The 14,783-nt window shown below is 42.7% G+C and carries 14 protein-coding genes; 1 reads left to right on the top strand and 13 read right to left on the bottom strand.

What is annotated here, in order from left to right; translation table 11 throughout:
• Window positions 1–278: 278 nt before the first annotated feature.
• The 5 genes from BM176_RS21800 to BM176_RS21780 form a co-directional block, all read right to left on the bottom strand.
• Entirely contained in the window at window positions 279–569 is a 291-nt protein-coding gene (locus BM176_RS21800) for a helix-turn-helix domain-containing protein (RefSeq protein ID WP_090106436.1), read from the bottom strand.
• 13 nt (window positions 570–582) lie between these two features.
• The gene (locus BM176_RS21795) at window positions 583–798 is read right to left on the bottom strand and encodes a hypothetical protein (protein WP_143097875.1); all 216 of its coding nucleotides are present in this window, start codon (window positions 796–798) and stop codon (window positions 583–585) included.
• Entirely contained in the window at window positions 744–1,760 is a 1,017-nt protein-coding gene (locus BM176_RS21790) for a hypothetical protein (protein WP_090106434.1), read from the bottom strand. Before BM176_RS21790 ends, BM176_RS21795 begins: the two co-directional genes overlap by 55 nt.
• Before the next feature lie 443 nt (window positions 1,761–2,203).
• Complete coding sequence (locus tag BM176_RS21785; protein WP_090106433.1) at window positions 2,204–2,695, bottom strand: hypothetical protein; 492 nt, start codon at window positions 2,693–2,695, stop codon at window positions 2,204–2,206.
• A gap of 120 nt (window positions 2,696–2,815) precedes the next feature.
• Complete coding sequence (locus BM176_RS21780; protein WP_090106537.1) at window positions 2,816–5,353, bottom strand: phosphocholine-specific phospholipase C; 2,538 nt, start codon at window positions 5,351–5,353, stop codon at window positions 2,816–2,818.
• A 141-nt stretch (window positions 5,354–5,494) separates the two neighbouring features.
• Between BM176_RS21780 and BM176_RS21775 the strand changes: the two genes are divergently transcribed.
• A complete protein-coding gene (locus BM176_RS21775; RefSeq protein WP_090106432.1) occupies window positions 5,495–6,925 on the top strand; it encodes a cation:proton antiporter in 1,431 nt (476 codons plus the stop codon).
• A 353-nt stretch (window positions 6,926–7,278) separates the two neighbouring features.
• Here BM176_RS21775 and BM176_RS21770 read toward each other — a convergent pair whose 3' ends face one another.
• The 8 genes from BM176_RS21770 to ffh all read right to left on the bottom strand — a co-directional run bounded on the left by BM176_RS21770 (window position 7,279) and on the right by ffh (window position 14,559).
• Complete coding sequence (locus BM176_RS21770; protein ID WP_177230482.1) at window positions 7,279–8,610, bottom strand: lytic transglycosylase domain-containing protein; 1,332 nt, start codon at window positions 8,608–8,610, stop codon at window positions 7,279–7,281.
• A gap of 13 nt (window positions 8,611–8,623) precedes the next feature.
• The gene (gene gatA / locus BM176_RS21765) at window positions 8,624–10,066 is read right to left on the bottom strand and encodes an Asp-tRNA(Asn)/Glu-tRNA(Gln) amidotransferase subunit GatA (protein ID WP_090106430.1); all 1,443 of its coding nucleotides are present in this window, start codon (window positions 10,064–10,066) and stop codon (window positions 8,624–8,626) included.
• Window positions 10,067–10,278: 212 nt separating this feature from the next.
• On the bottom strand, window positions 10,279–10,515 hold the full coding sequence (locus BM176_RS21760) for a Sec-independent protein translocase subunit TatA/TatB (RefSeq protein WP_090106429.1): 237 nt from the start codon (window positions 10,513–10,515) through the stop codon (window positions 10,279–10,281).
• A 384-nt stretch (window positions 10,516–10,899) separates the two neighbouring features.
• A complete protein-coding gene (gene rplS / locus BM176_RS21755; RefSeq protein ID WP_090106536.1) occupies window positions 10,900–11,247 on the bottom strand; it encodes a 50S ribosomal protein L19 in 348 nt (115 codons plus the stop codon).
• Between the two features lie 122 nt (window positions 11,248–11,369).
• Window positions 11,370–12,041 (bottom strand): tRNA (guanosine(37)-N1)-methyltransferase TrmD, encoded by a 672-nt coding sequence (trmD, locus tag BM176_RS21750; protein ID WP_090106428.1) that lies wholly within the window; start codon window positions 12,039–12,041, stop codon window positions 11,370–11,372.
• Window positions 12,042–12,043: 2 nt separating this feature from the next.
• Entirely contained in the window at window positions 12,044–12,565 is a 522-nt protein-coding gene (gene rimM, locus BM176_RS21745) for a ribosome maturation factor RimM (protein ID WP_090106535.1), read from the bottom strand.
• 89 nt (window positions 12,566–12,654) lie between these two features.
• A complete protein-coding gene (gene rpsP / locus BM176_RS33070; RefSeq protein ID WP_090106427.1) occupies window positions 12,655–13,098 on the bottom strand; it encodes a 30S ribosomal protein S16 in 444 nt (147 codons plus the stop codon).
• Window positions 13,099–13,233: 135 nt separating this feature from the next.
• Window positions 13,234–14,559 (bottom strand): signal recognition particle protein, encoded by a 1,326-nt coding sequence (ffh, locus tag BM176_RS21735; RefSeq protein ID WP_090106426.1) that lies wholly within the window; start codon window positions 14,557–14,559, stop codon window positions 13,234–13,236.
• Window positions 14,560–14,783 lie beyond the last annotated feature (224 nt).

Genomic DNA, 14,783 nt, shown 5'->3' with positions numbered 1-14,783 from the left:
TGTAGACATGGAAGAGACGGAAAATTATTTTTAGTTCTGAATCACTCTCTATCATGGTCATCATATATTTATTGAAAGCAAAGTATTCATAGTATTGGCATGCGAAGTGGAATATTTTTATAAGCTGTGGCCGGAACTGAATTTCTCGGTTGAAAGCGATCTGAATAAAGTGTTGGAAGTGAATAAGCGTTTATGAAGCTGCAGTAACAATACGGATAAAGAAAAGCCCGGCATGAAGAAGCGTATCTCTCCACCGGGCATTTTCGTTTATGCATTAGCTATTTTATGAACTGCAGAATACGCTGCTGGAAATTAGGGAAGAGATCATTGAATTTTTCCCTTGCCTCTTCATTCATGTCCGTCTCTGGGTTAATAGCCACCAGCGCTATGAATGCCGGATCGGTTTTAAACACCTTTGCTATTTTGTCCAGTGTTTCCTCGCTGGGGTTTTTCTTCCCACTTTCAATAAGGGAAATAGCAGATGCTGACAGTCCTGTTTTTTCAGCCAGTTCAAGTTGCTTCATGCCATGTTTCCTTCTAATTGTTGCAACAGCGTCTCCCCAATTCATATGTTTAGATTTTTTAATTATCAAAGAAATCTGAACCCTTATCGATCAGATGGAGGATTACATTCCAGAAACCGTTCCAGTCCACCCTATAAGACTTCATTTTTATCTTTTCCCTGAGTGCTATCAGGTCTTTATATATCTCTGTGTCCACTCCATTAAGTGGGCCTTTACTTTCTAATTTAGCGATGGCGTGTTCAACCAATTGCTGCTGTTCCTGCTTATCTGACATTTGATGATAAATTTAAAGTGATTAAATGTTATTCCGTTTCCAATGTTTGTTGTAACGAAATCACTATCACTGTCTTTTCCATCAAATGGGGTGATGCGCATAGATCTTATGATTGTACGGATAAAAGACCGTACGTCCGTAGTTAATTGTTGCAGCTGCTTATAGGCCCACTTAATCTGGCGTCTAATCTTCTTCTGTAGCTTTTCCACCTGCTCCTCAATAGCAGTTTCTATCTTCCAGAACTGAGCTGTGAGCGTTTCGATAAGAGTTGTTCCTCCGTCCTGACCCTCACCTCGCACAAGACCCCAATCCTCTTCATGAATGGGATCAGTTAGAATGCTTAATTCCAGAGGTTCGGGCAAAAGTTCAAATATCGCAGGCGTTAAATACTTCCGCCTATCTCCTGCCACCTGGTGTTTTAATCTGCCATTCTTTCCATCTTCCAAAAGCTCGCAACTCAGCGCTTCAATTCCCTTTGGGCTTCTGAATGGGCGACAAACGAAGAAATAATTTAACAGCCGAGCAAAGGGCTCAGCAAAGGCAATATTAGCGGTTGTTAGGGTCTTAAAGGCACCGGTATACCCAGTGACTATATTACCTAATATCGAGTTAATCGGATATAAATGCTCAATATAGTGGTCCCAGGTTTTATAGCCACTAAACTGATCATAATAAGCTTGCGCAGCATTGATATTACGCTGTAGGGTTTTCGTTGCCCCCCCATGATGTAATGATCTGGTTTTGTCCCAATAGCTCATATTGTACAATGCCTTATTTGGAACACGAGCAGTTTTAAGCACATTTCCCAATTTTGCTCCTTGTGCAGTGCAGTTTGCTACTTTCACCCAGTTCTCGATGCCACGGGATTGTATCAGGGCTTTGGGCACCGTGATCTTTTCAACCGCCGTTACTGTCGGTTGAATCTTCTTTTGTGTGGCTATGAGCTGATGTAGCAATTTCATATAGCAAATCTACGGCGCGGTTGCGAAGTTTCCAAGAAAATCTTTAGCTTTCGGTTAAAATCTTTAGCTTTAGGTAAATAAAATTACCTGTAGGTAAACTGTATATATTGAATTTTGCTATTGCTTTTCGTGCTGTGTCAATATCGGCAGCTGGATAGTCAGGTCCATTGTCGCCCTCCGATTAAAGGGACCGTACCTACATATGGCCCGAAGGCGATTAGTGGGCGGGAAGGCTTTAAAGTGAAAGTGACGTTGTACGGAATGGTATTGTTGGAACTTCCTAAATGTAGGTACATTTCTGAGGACGACGATTGGAATAGCCGAGCCTTGCTTAGCAGGGCTTGTAGTATCATATCGGTACGACATACCTGTAGGTAGGAGGGCAGGTATCCTTTCCCTTCGCAAAACTGTCGGTTTGCTAAACCGACAGTTTTGCGAAGGGATTAGACGTCAATTTTATAAACTCCCCCTGAACTGAATTCATATCCTGAATCTTCCCCTGCTGCCAAAACAAGTGCAATATCTCCAGGAGTATATTTCGCCTCAAGCATTGCCCAATAATCTATTTTAGATGAAGTCGCAGCATCAACAAATTGATCGTAATCAGAATTAGAGATAAAATCAATAAAAATGCTCTCCTCAACAAAAACAATTAATCCTGTATCTGTAGCAAAACACAGAGCAGCATCACTAGAGTCGATATCTTCATCCAAATATTGAATAAATTCTATACTAAATAGGTTATTTCTATTTAAGAACTTAGCATAGGGTGTATCCAAATCGGGAAATAATTTCACCTTAATGTCCTTTCCAAAATTACTTGCATCCAGTACGTTGATGTTTTTCTTTATTTTAGTACAATATAAAACGTCAATGACAAAATAGACCTTATCAATGTTCAATTTTATCTGGCCTCCATTAACTGATATATTCATATAAAATATTAAAATTCAAACTTCTTCCTACACTTCACACATAGGAGATTTCCAAGACCAAAACGACTTAGCATTCCTTCTGCCTGATAAAATATTTCCGCTGCCTCAGGATGATAGTTCTTAAATCTTCACTCTTCCCATCAACGGATCGCTGAAGCTTTCTTTGCCGTTCTCTACACGTCCTGCAAAGCGTTGTTCAAATGCTTCAAATCCTTTCACGCATACGCTGAAATCATACCAGCCAAAGCTGCGGCTCAGATCAAGGGCAATTTTAGTGGTACCAGATGGCTCAACTACCAATGTATGATTCCCACTTTTATAAGCATGATCCGTAATCTCAATAGTATAGTGTTTGCCACCAGAACAAACCACTTCAAGGTTTCCCGTAAACAGTTTACCCTTTACTTCATTCCGGCAAATAATCTCCAGATCGGGATCATTGACATTCCCTCTAAACTCACGGAAAAATCCATTTGGCCCATATACTCTCAGATGATGTTCCTGATTTTCAAATTGAGAAAGTGGCCATGCATCTGAAAGCTGATCACCTGCTGCAACAGCATACGACCATGCCCTCACCGCTTCCATTTTATCTTTATCGTGTCTTGACTGATACTTGCCCGGCGCATATACATTGAATGGTGCACCAGCTGCCTGCTTTCCGAAAATGTTATTCCCTGCCTGAAAATTGATGACGAATGTATTATCCTTTGAAACACGTCCATTTACAGACAGCTCATAAGGTAATGCGCAGGAATGACGGATGCCTTCTTCCTGCCTGGGCATCAATGCTGAAGAGGCCGGATCATGGTTGATGGCTGCAACATCGGCCGGTGTTAGCTGCCGGAAACCTGATGGAACATTCTTAAACTGTGCCTTATGAATACTTTCAATAAATGGAACTTTGTCTACATAAGAAGGCAACTCTATTTTCTCTCCGTTGTATGGACGGAATACAGATGTAAGATCTCCACATACCGTACGACGCCATTCGCTGATATTTGATTCAGTGATCGTCTTCTTTGCTTTATGCTCAAGGAATTTCTCCAGGAACTGTAATGAAGAGGTGTGATCAAATACTTCAGAATTTACCCACCCGCCTCTGCTCCACGGAGATGCAATTACAAGAGGAACCCTGTAACCAAGACCAATTGGACTTTCGCGCACATCCTCCTCCTTCATTCCTACTTTACGTAGCTCCTGTTCGCGGGTAACAAATTCTGTTGCTGTATCGATATTTTTAGAGGTAACTCCTGTTCCAGGTTTGTGAGGTGCTACAAATGGAGGTACGTGGTCAAAGTCACCATCGTTTTCATCATAAGCTAATATAAACACAGTCTTCTTCCATACTTCCGGGTTCTGCGTAAGGATATCCATCACTTCAGATACATACCAGGCACCATACCATGGAGAGCCGGGATGATCAGAGAAATTCCCGGGAGCGATCAGCCAGGATACTGTTGGCAATTCTCCTTTTTTCACATCTTCCCGGAACTGATGTAACACATCTCCCTTTGGTACTTTCATCTCCCTTTCGGTATCACCATCCTTATAACGAAGTGTGGTTAATTGATGATAACCTGGATCTTTTTTATTAGTGACGAAAGCCTTTTCATGCAGGTTCTTTTCCCGCTGTGACAGCTGATCAAACTTTTCAGGACGCCATTGTACCACATATTCTCTCCGTGTTGTCAGTTCTTCCTGTTTTTTCAGTAATAATTCCTGGCTTTCCTGCTGCTCTTTTCCTGCAGGTAATGTCTTTACTTTATCTTCCAGCGTCTTTATTTCAGCAGGTAATTCGGTCAATCTTTTTTGAATATATTTATAATGGGAGATAGAGAATCCTACATGATACTGCGTAAACCATTCCAGCGGATTATCTGTGAAATTAGCTAGCCAGTCATCTTCATCTCTATCAAAACCAACACCCACACTAATTTCATTCTGATATACCTTCCAGGAGATCCCATTCTCTTCCAGTCTTTCAGGGAAAGTAGTCCAGTTGCCAGGAACACCATAATCAGATTCACTATTTCTCACATTAGGCCGGGAATCGGCTTCGGGTCCGGAACGAAGTTTCCCTGTCCAGAAATAAAGCCGGTTGGGAGTGGTACCCGTCAGAGAGGAACAGAAATTCTGGTCGCATACCGTAAAGGCATCTGCCAGGGCATAATAAAATGGAATATCCTCCCGGGTGTAATACCCAAGGGTAAGCGGCATATCCTCATACTCCTTATTTCCTGATTTTTTCACATCCAGCCATCTGTCATATTTTCCATCATTGCGGGCATCTACCTGGTTTTCCCATGCATGCGGGAGAGAGCTCATCCAGGTAGCCTTTGAATCTTTTAGGTCCAACCGGAAAGGTGCATAAGTCTGGCCAGCTTCGTTTGACTGTAACCATACCAGATTTTTATTGGGTAGGGTAATGGCCCTCGGATCATTGAAGCCACGTACGCCTTTCAGTGTGCCATAACAATGATCAAAGGAGCGATTTTCCTGCATCAGCAGTACAACATGTTCTGCATCCAGGAAGGTACTTCCTGCAGCAGGATCTATGGCCAGCGCCTTTTGAATAGAAGCCGGCAATACGCCCAGTAAACCTGCACCGCTTGACAATAATGCGGCCTTTTTAATGAAATCTCTCCTGGTATCCATATGTTGTACAATATACCCCATAAAGAGCTAAGCGACAATTACTCACTAAAAAGTTTAAAGCTATTTAACATGCAAAAAGGGACAAACATGCCTTCAACATGATAATAATTATTATCTTTCTCGCAATTAATAAGGACTGATATGAATAAACGACTGTTGTTGTACCCGCTGATTATTGGTTTTTTCGGATGCCTGATCTGGTTTATCATCAAACAAGGTGATAATTTGTCTGTGCGAAACAGACATAATATTACGACTACTGAAGTAGCTCCGGCTGCTGCAACAGCCAGTACAGGAGAAACTGTATGGAACGCAATAGTGCATAATATACAGCATCCGCTAGCTCTGTTGCTATTGCAGATCATATTGATTTTAATAACAGCAAGAGTATTCGGCTGGCTTGCCGGACGTATTGGGCAACCTGCTGTGGTAGGAGAAATTATAGCAGGTGTTTGTCTTGGACCTTCCCTGCTGGGCTGGCTTTCGCATAGTACGAGTCAATTCCTGTTTCCTGCAGATAGCTTTAAAAATCTTCAGTTCCTGAGCCAGATCGGACTTGCGTTCTTTATGTTCGTAGTAGGAATGGAACTGGATACACATAAGATAAAGAACAAAGCCCACGACGCTGTAATGATCAGTCATGCCAGTATTGTGGTGCCTTTCTTCCTGGGTGTCTGGCTTGCATATTATATTTATCCGCAATTCTCACCTGAGAATGTTAGTTTTCTCTCCTTTGCCCTGTTTATGGGTATTGCTATGAGTATTACCGCATTTCCGGTGCTGGCGCGTATTGTGCAGGAGCGAAAACTGACTGGCACACCATTGGGATTACTGGCTATTACCTGTGCTGCTGCGGATGATGTTACTGCCTGGTGCATCCTTGCTGTTGTGATCACTATTGTAAAAGCAGGAAGCCTCTGGAGTGCTGCATTAACCCTTGGAATGGCTCTCATTTTTGTAGGGACTATGTTGTATGTGATCAAACCCTGGATCGCTAAAAAGTTCCAGCAATTTGCAGCAAAAGACAAAGAGAAATCTATTGTAGCCCTGGCTTTCCTCATGCTGCTATTTTCCGCATGGGCTGCTGAGGTAATCGGTATTCATGCTTTGTTTGGTGCTTTCCTTGCAGGAGTGATCATGCCTGCAGAAGTTTCCGTGCAGAAATTATTAACGGATAAACTGGAAGACGTGAGTGTATTATTGCTGCTTCCAATCTTCTTTGTTTTCACCGGACTGCGTACACAAATAGGTTTGCTGGGACAAGGCCATCTCTGGGCTGTATTTGGAATGATCATGCTGGTAGCTGTAGGTGGTAAACTGGGAGGAAGTGCTGCCGCTGCCAAACTCATGGGGCAGTCATGGACAGATTCACTGGCAATAGGCGCCCTCATGAATACCCGCGGATTAATGGAACTGGTAGTATTGAATATCGGTTATGATCTTGGTATCCTCTCTCCTGAAATATTTGCGATGATGGTATTGATGGCATTAGCAACTACCTTCATGACTGGTCCTTTACTGGATCTCGTGAAAAGGATAGAAGCAAATCGTTTGCAAACTAGCAGGGTATAACACTAATACCCTTTCTATAAAGCAGAAACCCGCAGAGCCTATGGTTTTGCGGGTTTCTTATTTATAGAAATGAGTCATCATAAAAGAATGGAATTGATAAGATCATCGTGTAATTTCTTTCTGAGTACAGCACTCATGGTAAGTGTCATTGCTCTTGTTGATCATAAATACACCTTGTCTGCCGTGATGATTAGGTGAAGTTTAATAAAGATCTGATCTACAATCTTATTCTAAAGTTAAATTAGAAACCAAAACAGGCAGACGCAGTGTATTTATGATTAACAATAGCAATGCACGAAAACAGGAAAGGCTAACCTTGCGGCTAGCCTTTCCTGTTTATTATAATATCTTATTTATTTTGCTGTCTTCTTTGCAACAGTTGAAGTAGTTTTCTTAGCAGCAACTTTTTTCTTAGTTACTGATTTGTGCTTTACTGTTGTTTTGTGTTTTACCGAATACTTGGAAGACTTTGCTTTAGTAGTCTTAGTATGGGTATATGTAGATGTTCTCTTAGCCTTAGCTTCCGTAGCAACAGCCATTTTTGGTGCTGGTGGTGGGAACTTGGATTTATCTACACCTGCAACTTTATCATCCAGCATCATCTGAATAGATTCTTTCAGGATCTCTTCTTTTTCTGCCTGGAATGCTTTCATTTTATCTTTAGGTACGCGTAAGTCGTAACTATTATCAGGGCCGGACATCATTCTCTCAAAATCAGGATTCAGATGATCCAGTTCTGCCTTTTCCATATTCAGGCGTTTGGCGATTGCCTCCATCCTGTATTTACCTGTGATATTGAACTCTACGGTATTGAACATTTCATCTTCGGTCAGTTCTGCTGATGCAAGAGATACAGCAGCTGCAGCAGCAGGTATATTTGCAGGAATGATTTTCACTCCGTCATCACCTACACCGAAGAAGTTATTAAAGCGATCCAGAATATAACCGGTCGCAATGAATTTGTACACATGATTACGGGATTCTGCAGGCAGAAAATATTGCATGCCCCAGAAATCACTGCGTCCACTCGCATTCATAGCGCGCTGTACGCCACCCGGACCACAGTTATAAGCAGCTACAACAAGCAGCCAGTCGCCGAATTGGTCGTATAATTGATTTAAGAATTTCGCGGCAGCCACGGTTGATTTGTAGAAATCTTTCCGTTCGTCAGTTTTTTTACCAACGCTCAGTCCGAAAATGCGTGCAGTACCGGACATAAACTGCCAGGCACCTACAGCACCAACGCGGGAACGGGCATTAGTATTAAAGCTGGATTCAATCACTGCCAGGTATTTCATTTCTTCAGGAATACCATTTTCTCTGAAGATTTTCTCAACCATAATAAAATATGGTTGTCCTTTGGCAATCATTACTTGTAAATGCTGGCTATACCTGCTTGCGAAGTTATTGATGTAACCTGCTACAATGTTGTTGTTGATTTGTTCGTAGACTTTTGGGCTACTGATGTTGGCAGGTAAACTTTGTGCATTTTTGCGCACAGCCATTGATGTTGCCGATGGGGCCACCGTAGTGTCCTTGGGCAAATGAACTTTGTGATTCAGCACCGTTGTATCAGCCACTTCATAAGAAGCCACCATCTTTTCGGGTACTCTGCTGTTTCCTTTCACTTCTGAATGCCATGCACCCAGAGTAGGTAACAGCAGTGCTAGTAAGATTTTCCTCATACACATATTTATTTTAAACAGGAGTGACCTGTCTGATTTGCATTACATGCGCTGCAATGCTTAACAGGTTCGCTTCGCTAAATTGCTTTGTGATGATCTGTACACCATACGGCATTCCGTTTGAATGCCGCTGCAAAGGGACCGAAATTGCCGGAACCCCTGCCAGATTTGCTAGTACCGTATAAATGTCAGCGAGGTACATAGCTATAGGATCGTCTGTTTTCTCCCCTATTTTAAATGCCGTTGAAGGCACTGTTGGCATTATGATCGCATCGTACTGGGACAGGATCTCTGATAATTTATCTACTACCAGTCGTCTAACTTGTTGAGCTTTCGTGTAATAGGCATCATAATAGCCTGCACTCAGCACAAATGTTCCCAGTAATATACGCCGTTTTACTTCCATTCCAAACCCTTCAGACCTACTTTTTTTATAAAATTCAACCAGGTCCAGGTTCTTCAAGGGAGTTCTATGCCCATATTTTACTCCATCGTACCTTGAAAGGTTGGAGGAGGCCTCTGCTGTAGTGAGCACATAATATGCCGGCACTACATAATCCAGATAGGCGAAATTCGCGGCTGTGACAGTATTTCCCGCGTTTTCAAGTTCTTCAAAGAAACGGCTGTAGCCTTCCATCATTTCAGCATCCAGTCCCGGGTGATGCTGCGCATCTTTTAAATACGCTAATTTCCAGGATTTATTGTGCATGGATGTTTGATAATCAGGTACTTTTTCTGTAGCCGCTGTACTATCGTACTCATCTGGTCCTGCAATAGTCTGCAGAACTATTGCCACATCCGCAATATCCCTGCCAAAAATGCCTATCTGATCAAAAGAAGAGGCATAAGCAATCAGCCCGTACCGTGAAATGCGGCCATAGGTAGGCTTTAAGCCTACTATACCGCAAAAATCCGCCGGCTGTCTTACCGAACCGCCTGTATCACTACCAAGGCTTACCATACACAGATCAGCCTGCACAGCCACTGCCGATCCACCGGAAGAACCTCCGGGTACCCGGGTGTTATCCAATGCATTAAGAACAGGACCATATGCTGAGTTCTCATTTGTGGAACCCATTGCAAACTCATCACAGTTAAGATTACCAATGATAATAGCATCTTCTGCCAGCAGCCTTTCTACGGCAGTGGCAGAATACAGGGAAGTAAAGTCTTCCAGCATGCGCGAAGCGGCGCTTATTTTATGCCCTTTATAACAGATAACATCCTTGATGCCCACAACAACACCCCCAAGCGTACCCAACTGCTCCCCCTTTTGCAAACGGGCGTCGAGTGCCTGTGCTTTTTCCAGGGCTTCTTCTTCAAAAACTTCCAGGAATGCATTCAGGTGTTTTGTCTTTCCAATACGGACAAGATACTGTTGTACCATTTCCGTACAGGACGTTCTGCCGGCGTATAATGCTTCGTGAAAAGCCGATATACTGCTGAATTTAGACAAAGACCAAACCAGTTAAATTGCTTGAAAAAATAAGATTAATCAGTCAAACGTGAAAGCCAGGATATACTGGTTAAATAACTCAGTCGGCAACAACCCGGGATATACCGGTGGCGTATTGGTCAGATGTAGCATTCAAGCTCTCGTCCCCCAATTCAGTTTGATAGGTCAGGATATCATATCAAGTCCCTTTTTACAGGGACTGCCCAGGTATATCAAACACTCTTCTGATCAGTAGTAGAAGGCTGTTCTTTTATACCATCTTCGATTTCCTTACGAACATTGTTCTTGGCATCGTTAAATTCACGGATACCTTTTCCAAGTCCTTTCATCAGTTCAGGTATTTTCTTACCACCAAACAATAACAATACAACCATTGCAATTAAAAGTATTTCTGTCATACCTAAGTCTTGGAATAATAAGAAAGGAGATTTTACGATAACAGCAGTCATTTTCTCAGTTTTAAAATGTTAAGCAAACAAAGATAGACAAATATATTCGGGAATTCTTCACTCCTGGGTTGGGTTGGGAGAGTTTTAATTTTATTTTAAGCGTAAGGGCCTGCGGCTTATAAACATGGGGTACAGGCTCTGCTGATAGAATACTGATGCCTGTTCACCACAAGAAAAGAAGCCTGTTCGGAATGCTTACAGGCATTGGCTTAATTTTAACTTTTCCATAACCTGGACAAAGAGGTTCCAGCTATTGGAATAGAAGCGTTCGTTAAACACATAAAATAGAAAAGGTGAAGACTGCAAGTTCATGCGACCTTCACCAATTAAATAAAAACGGAGACCGGAAGGGTCCCCGTTATCACTAATTTCCCTGTATTTATACTAAACCCTTTTCTCTTTAATACGGGCAGCTTTACCAGCACGTTCGCGCAGATAATACAATTTAGCCCTTCTTACTTTACCTACTTTATGCAGTAAAATACTATCGATGTTTGGAGAGAACATAGGGAATACCCTTTCTACACCTACTCCATCAGATATCTTTCTAACTGTAAAAGAAGCAGTAAAGCCAGTACCCTGGATTTTAAGAACGTCGCCCTTAAAGGACTGGATCCTTTCCTTATTACCTTCTACAATTTTATAATTTACAGTGACGTTGTCACCGGCCTTAAACTTAGGGTATGTTTTGTTACCTGTCAGTTGCTCGTGAACAAAAGAAATAGCGTTCATCATTCAAATATTTATCGGAGTGCAAAGGTAATTTAAGAAATATCAAAATCCAAATTAAATCAGAAAGAAATTTGAGAATCTGGCTGCACTACCTTTCCCATCAACTCAAATTGCCCGGATTTTTATAATAAGTCAGGACGGCGTTCCTTAGTGCGTTCTACTGCCTGGTCATGCCGCCAGTTATCAATCTTTTTATGATCCCCGCTCAGCAGCACATCCGGTACTCTCCAGCCACGGAACTCTTCCGGACGGGTATATACAGGAGGTGCCAGCAGATTATCCTGAAAAGAGTCCAGCAAAGCCGAAGTTTCATCATTGAGCACCCCGGGTATCAGACGGCCGATGGTATCTACCAGTACCGCAGCTGCCAGCTCCCCACCGGAAAGCACGTAGTCTCCTATCGAGATTTCCTTTGTAACAAAATGCGTGCGGATGCGCTCATCAATTCCTTTATAATGCCCGCACAACAGTAACAGGTTTCCTTTAAGGGATAACTGATTAGCTATCTGCTGGTTGAGCGTTTTTCCATCGGGGGTCAGATAAATGATCTCGTCGTATTTCACGGTTTCCTGTAAGGTCTCAATAGCCCTTACCACTGGTTCTATCATCATCACCATACCAGCCCCGCCGCCAAACTGGTAGTCATCTACCTGTTTTTGCTTCTGCGTGGAGTAATCCCGGAGGTTATGCACATATACCTCCAGCAGGCCCTTTGTTTGCGCTCTCTTTAAAATGGAGTGCGAAAAAGGGCTTTCCAGCAGCCCGGGTTGTACGGAAATGATATCTATTCTCATGATTACGCTAAGTATATATCCACTAATCCTTCCGGAAGGTCTACATGTACGATCTGCAGCTTCTTGTCCACCTTTACCAGCGATTGCTCATTCAGGGGCAGCAATACTTCCTTTTCACTGATCACTATCTTGGCCAGAACCTGCATCGGCATCTCAATAATCTCTTCAATAACACCCAGTATACCCAGTTGCTGATCATGTACCGTAAAGCCCAGTAAAGATAAAGGAGCAGAAGAGGCTGTCTGTTTCTTGAAATCCGCTTCTTCCATATATACCCCCATTTGTAACAAACGGCGGGCATCTTCCTTATTATCAATGCCTTCGAACTTTACAAACACATGCTCATGGTCTTTAATACTCGTCTTTTGTACAAAGTACGGAATAAAACTATTCTTGCGTTCTTCCACGAAAAGCGCTTCCACTCCCTGCAGACTGGTTCTTTTACCCAGACTATGTTTGAGGATGAACTCTCCCTGTAAGCCGAATACGGCAACCAGTTTACCGATACTAAAGTAATTATTCATATGCTTTTTACGACTCCTCCCGGCCATGAAAAAGGGAAATATTTGCACGCAAATATTTCCCTTTTCAATATGATTTTTAAAAAGCTGGATTAAGCTTCAGCGCCGCTTTCAGATTGCGAAGCAGAAGCGTCTTCTACCTTCTTAATAATTGGCTGAACTGCTCTTGGCTTTTTGTTATCACGACGGGCAGCAACTTTCTGCTCGTGTTCAGCCTGCCATTGTTCAAATTTCTGGAAAGCAGTAGGCTCATCAAACAGACCCAGCTTAACACCTCTCAGCAAGTGCTTCAGGTAAAGAACGCCCTTAAATGACAGGATTCTTCTAACTGTGTCAGTAGGTTGTGCACCTTTCTGCAACCAACGCAATGCTTTTTCTGTATCTATATTGATAGATGCAGGAACAGTCAGCGGATTGTAAGTACCGATCTTCTGGATGAATTTACCATCTCTGGGCGCGCGAGCGTCGGCAACTACAATAAAATAAAATGGTCTCTTCTTAGCGCCATGACGTTGTAATCTGATCTTTACTGGCATAAATAATTCGAATTATTTTTTTGCGAGTTTAAAAAAAATATTTAATCGGGCTGCAAAAGTACGTAGTAAATAAGGAAGTTCAAAATATTTTCTATAGAATTAAGATAACAGGCCTCAATTCCAGCTAAATATCTCTTATTTCCCCAACGCTCTTAAGCCTTTCCCGCCTGCTCCAAATTTATTCATCGTTTTCATCATTTGACGCATCTGGTCAAATTGTTTCATGAATTGATTTACATCCTGGATCTCTTTACCTGCTCCTTTGGCAATACGCTTGCGGCGACTGCCATCAATCACATCCGGATTACTACGCTCCTGGGGGGTCATTGAACCTATCATCGCTTCAATACCCTTGAACGCATCATCACTGATATCCAGGTCTTTAATAGCCTTTCCAACACCCGGGATCATCCCCATCAGGTCTTTCAGGTTACCCATTTTCTTGATCTGCTGTAACTGCTCACGGAAGTCATCAAAGTCAAACTGGTTCTGACGGATCTTCTTTTCCAGTTTCTTTGCCTGCTCCTCATTGAACTGCTCCTGAGCACGCTCTACCAGGGTAGTGATATCACCCATCCCCAGAATACGCTGTGCCATACGCTCCGGATAGAACACATCCAGCGTATCCAGCTTTTCGCCCATACTTACAAACTTGATGGGTTTCTCCACCGTATATTTGATCGTAAGGGCCGCCCCGCCACGTGTATCACCGTCCAGCTTGGTCAATACTACCCCGCTGAAATCCAGCCGCTCATTGAACGCTTTGGCTGTATTCACCGCATCCTGTCCTGTCATGGAATCCACCACAAAAAGGATCTCGTTGGGCTTTACTGCTGCCTTCACGTTCGCAACCTCTGCCATCATCACTTCATCTACAGCCAAACGGCCGGCAGTATCTATGATGATTACATTATAACCATTCTGTTTTGCATGCTGGATAGCATTCTCCGCTATCTTTACCGCATTTTTATTCTCAGGTTCGTTGTATACTTCTACCCCAATCTGCTCTCCAAGTACTTTCAACTGGTCAATCGCCGCCGGGCGGTAAATATCTGCCGCTACCAGTAAAGGTTTCTTTCCTTTCTTCGTTTTCAGGAAGTTAGCCAGTTTACCGGAAAAGGTCGTTTTACCCGACCCCTGCAAACCTGCTATCAGGATTACCGTAGGATTGGATTTGAGATCCAGTTCGGCCTCTGCCCCTCCCATCAGTTCTGCCAGTTCGTCCTTTACGATCTTCACCATCAGCTGGCTGGGAGAAATGGCGGTAATTACCTTTTCACCCAAAGCCTTTTCTCTTACCCTGTCGGTAAAGTCTTTGGCGATCTTATAGTTTACGTCAGCATCCACCAGTGCGCGGCGTATTTCTTTCACCGTGCTGGCCACATTTATTTCACTGATACGGCCTTCACCTTTCAGTTGCTTGAATGCTGAGTCGAGCCGCTCTGATAATGATTCGAACATTAGTAATTTATTTTTTTTAAAATCAACCCCGCTGACAACAGGGCTCAAGGGTTGCAAAAATAGTATAAAGTAGCATGCAAACCAGTGGGTAGCTATAATTAACAAAATTAAATGATCCTGAAAGTTAGAGTCTGCAATAAGAGCCTGCCACGAAAAGCATATTTAACAGGTGGTAAACGGGAGGTAAACGGGAGGTAAACAGGTGTTTGTTCGGTAAATACCTG

The sequence above is a fragment of the Chitinophaga sp. CF118 genome, from assembly GCF_900112615.1.
Taxonomy (GTDB): Bacteria; Bacteroidota; Bacteroidia; order Chitinophagales; family Chitinophagaceae; genus Chitinophaga.
The sequence above is the reverse complement of the archived record's forward strand: the minus strand, read 5'-3'. Positions and strand labels throughout refer to the sequence as shown.

Coding starts and splice junctions, on each gene's coding strand:
- BM176_RS21800 (WP_090106436.1), bottom strand. CDS start 569: ATGAATTGGGGAGACGCTGTTGCAACAATTAGAAGGAAACATGGCATG.
- BM176_RS21795 (WP_143097875.1), bottom strand. CDS start 798: ATGTCAGATAAGCAGGAACAGCAGCAATTGGTTGAACACGCCATCGCT.
- BM176_RS21790 (WP_090106434.1), bottom strand. CDS start 1,760: ATGAAATTGCTACATCAGCTCATAGCCACACAAAAGAAGATTCAACCG.
- BM176_RS21785 (WP_090106433.1), bottom strand. CDS start 2,695: ATGAATATATCAGTTAATGGAGGCCAGATAAAATTGAACATTGATAAG.
- BM176_RS21780 (WP_090106537.1), bottom strand. CDS start 5,353: ATGGATACCAGGAGAGATTTCATTAAAAAGGCCGCATTATTGTCAAGC.
- BM176_RS21775 (WP_090106432.1), top strand. CDS start 5,495: ATGAATAAACGACTGTTGTTGTACCCGCTGATTATTGGTTTTTTCGGA.
- BM176_RS21770 (WP_177230482.1), bottom strand. CDS start 8,610: ATGAGGAAAATCTTACTAGCACTGCTGTTACCTACTCTGGGTGCATGG.
- BM176_RS21760 (WP_090106429.1), bottom strand. CDS start 10,515: ATGACTGCTGTTATCGTAAAATCTCCTTTCTTATTATTCCAAGACTTA.
- rplS (WP_090106536.1), bottom strand. CDS start 11,247: ATGAACGCTATTTCTTTTGTTCACGAGCAACTGACAGGTAACAAAACA.
- trmD (WP_090106428.1), bottom strand. CDS start 12,041: ATGAGAATAGATATCATTTCCGTACAACCCGGGCTGCTGGAAAGCCCT.
- rimM (WP_090106535.1), bottom strand. CDS start 12,565: ATGAATAATTACTTTAGTATCGGTAAACTGGTTGCCGTATTCGGCTTA.
- rpsP (WP_090106427.1), bottom strand. CDS start 13,098: ATGCCAGTAAAGATCAGATTACAACGTCATGGCGCTAAGAAGAGACCA.
- ffh (WP_090106426.1), bottom strand. CDS start 14,559: ATGTTCGAATCATTATCAGAGCGGCTCGACTCAGCATTCAAGCAACTG.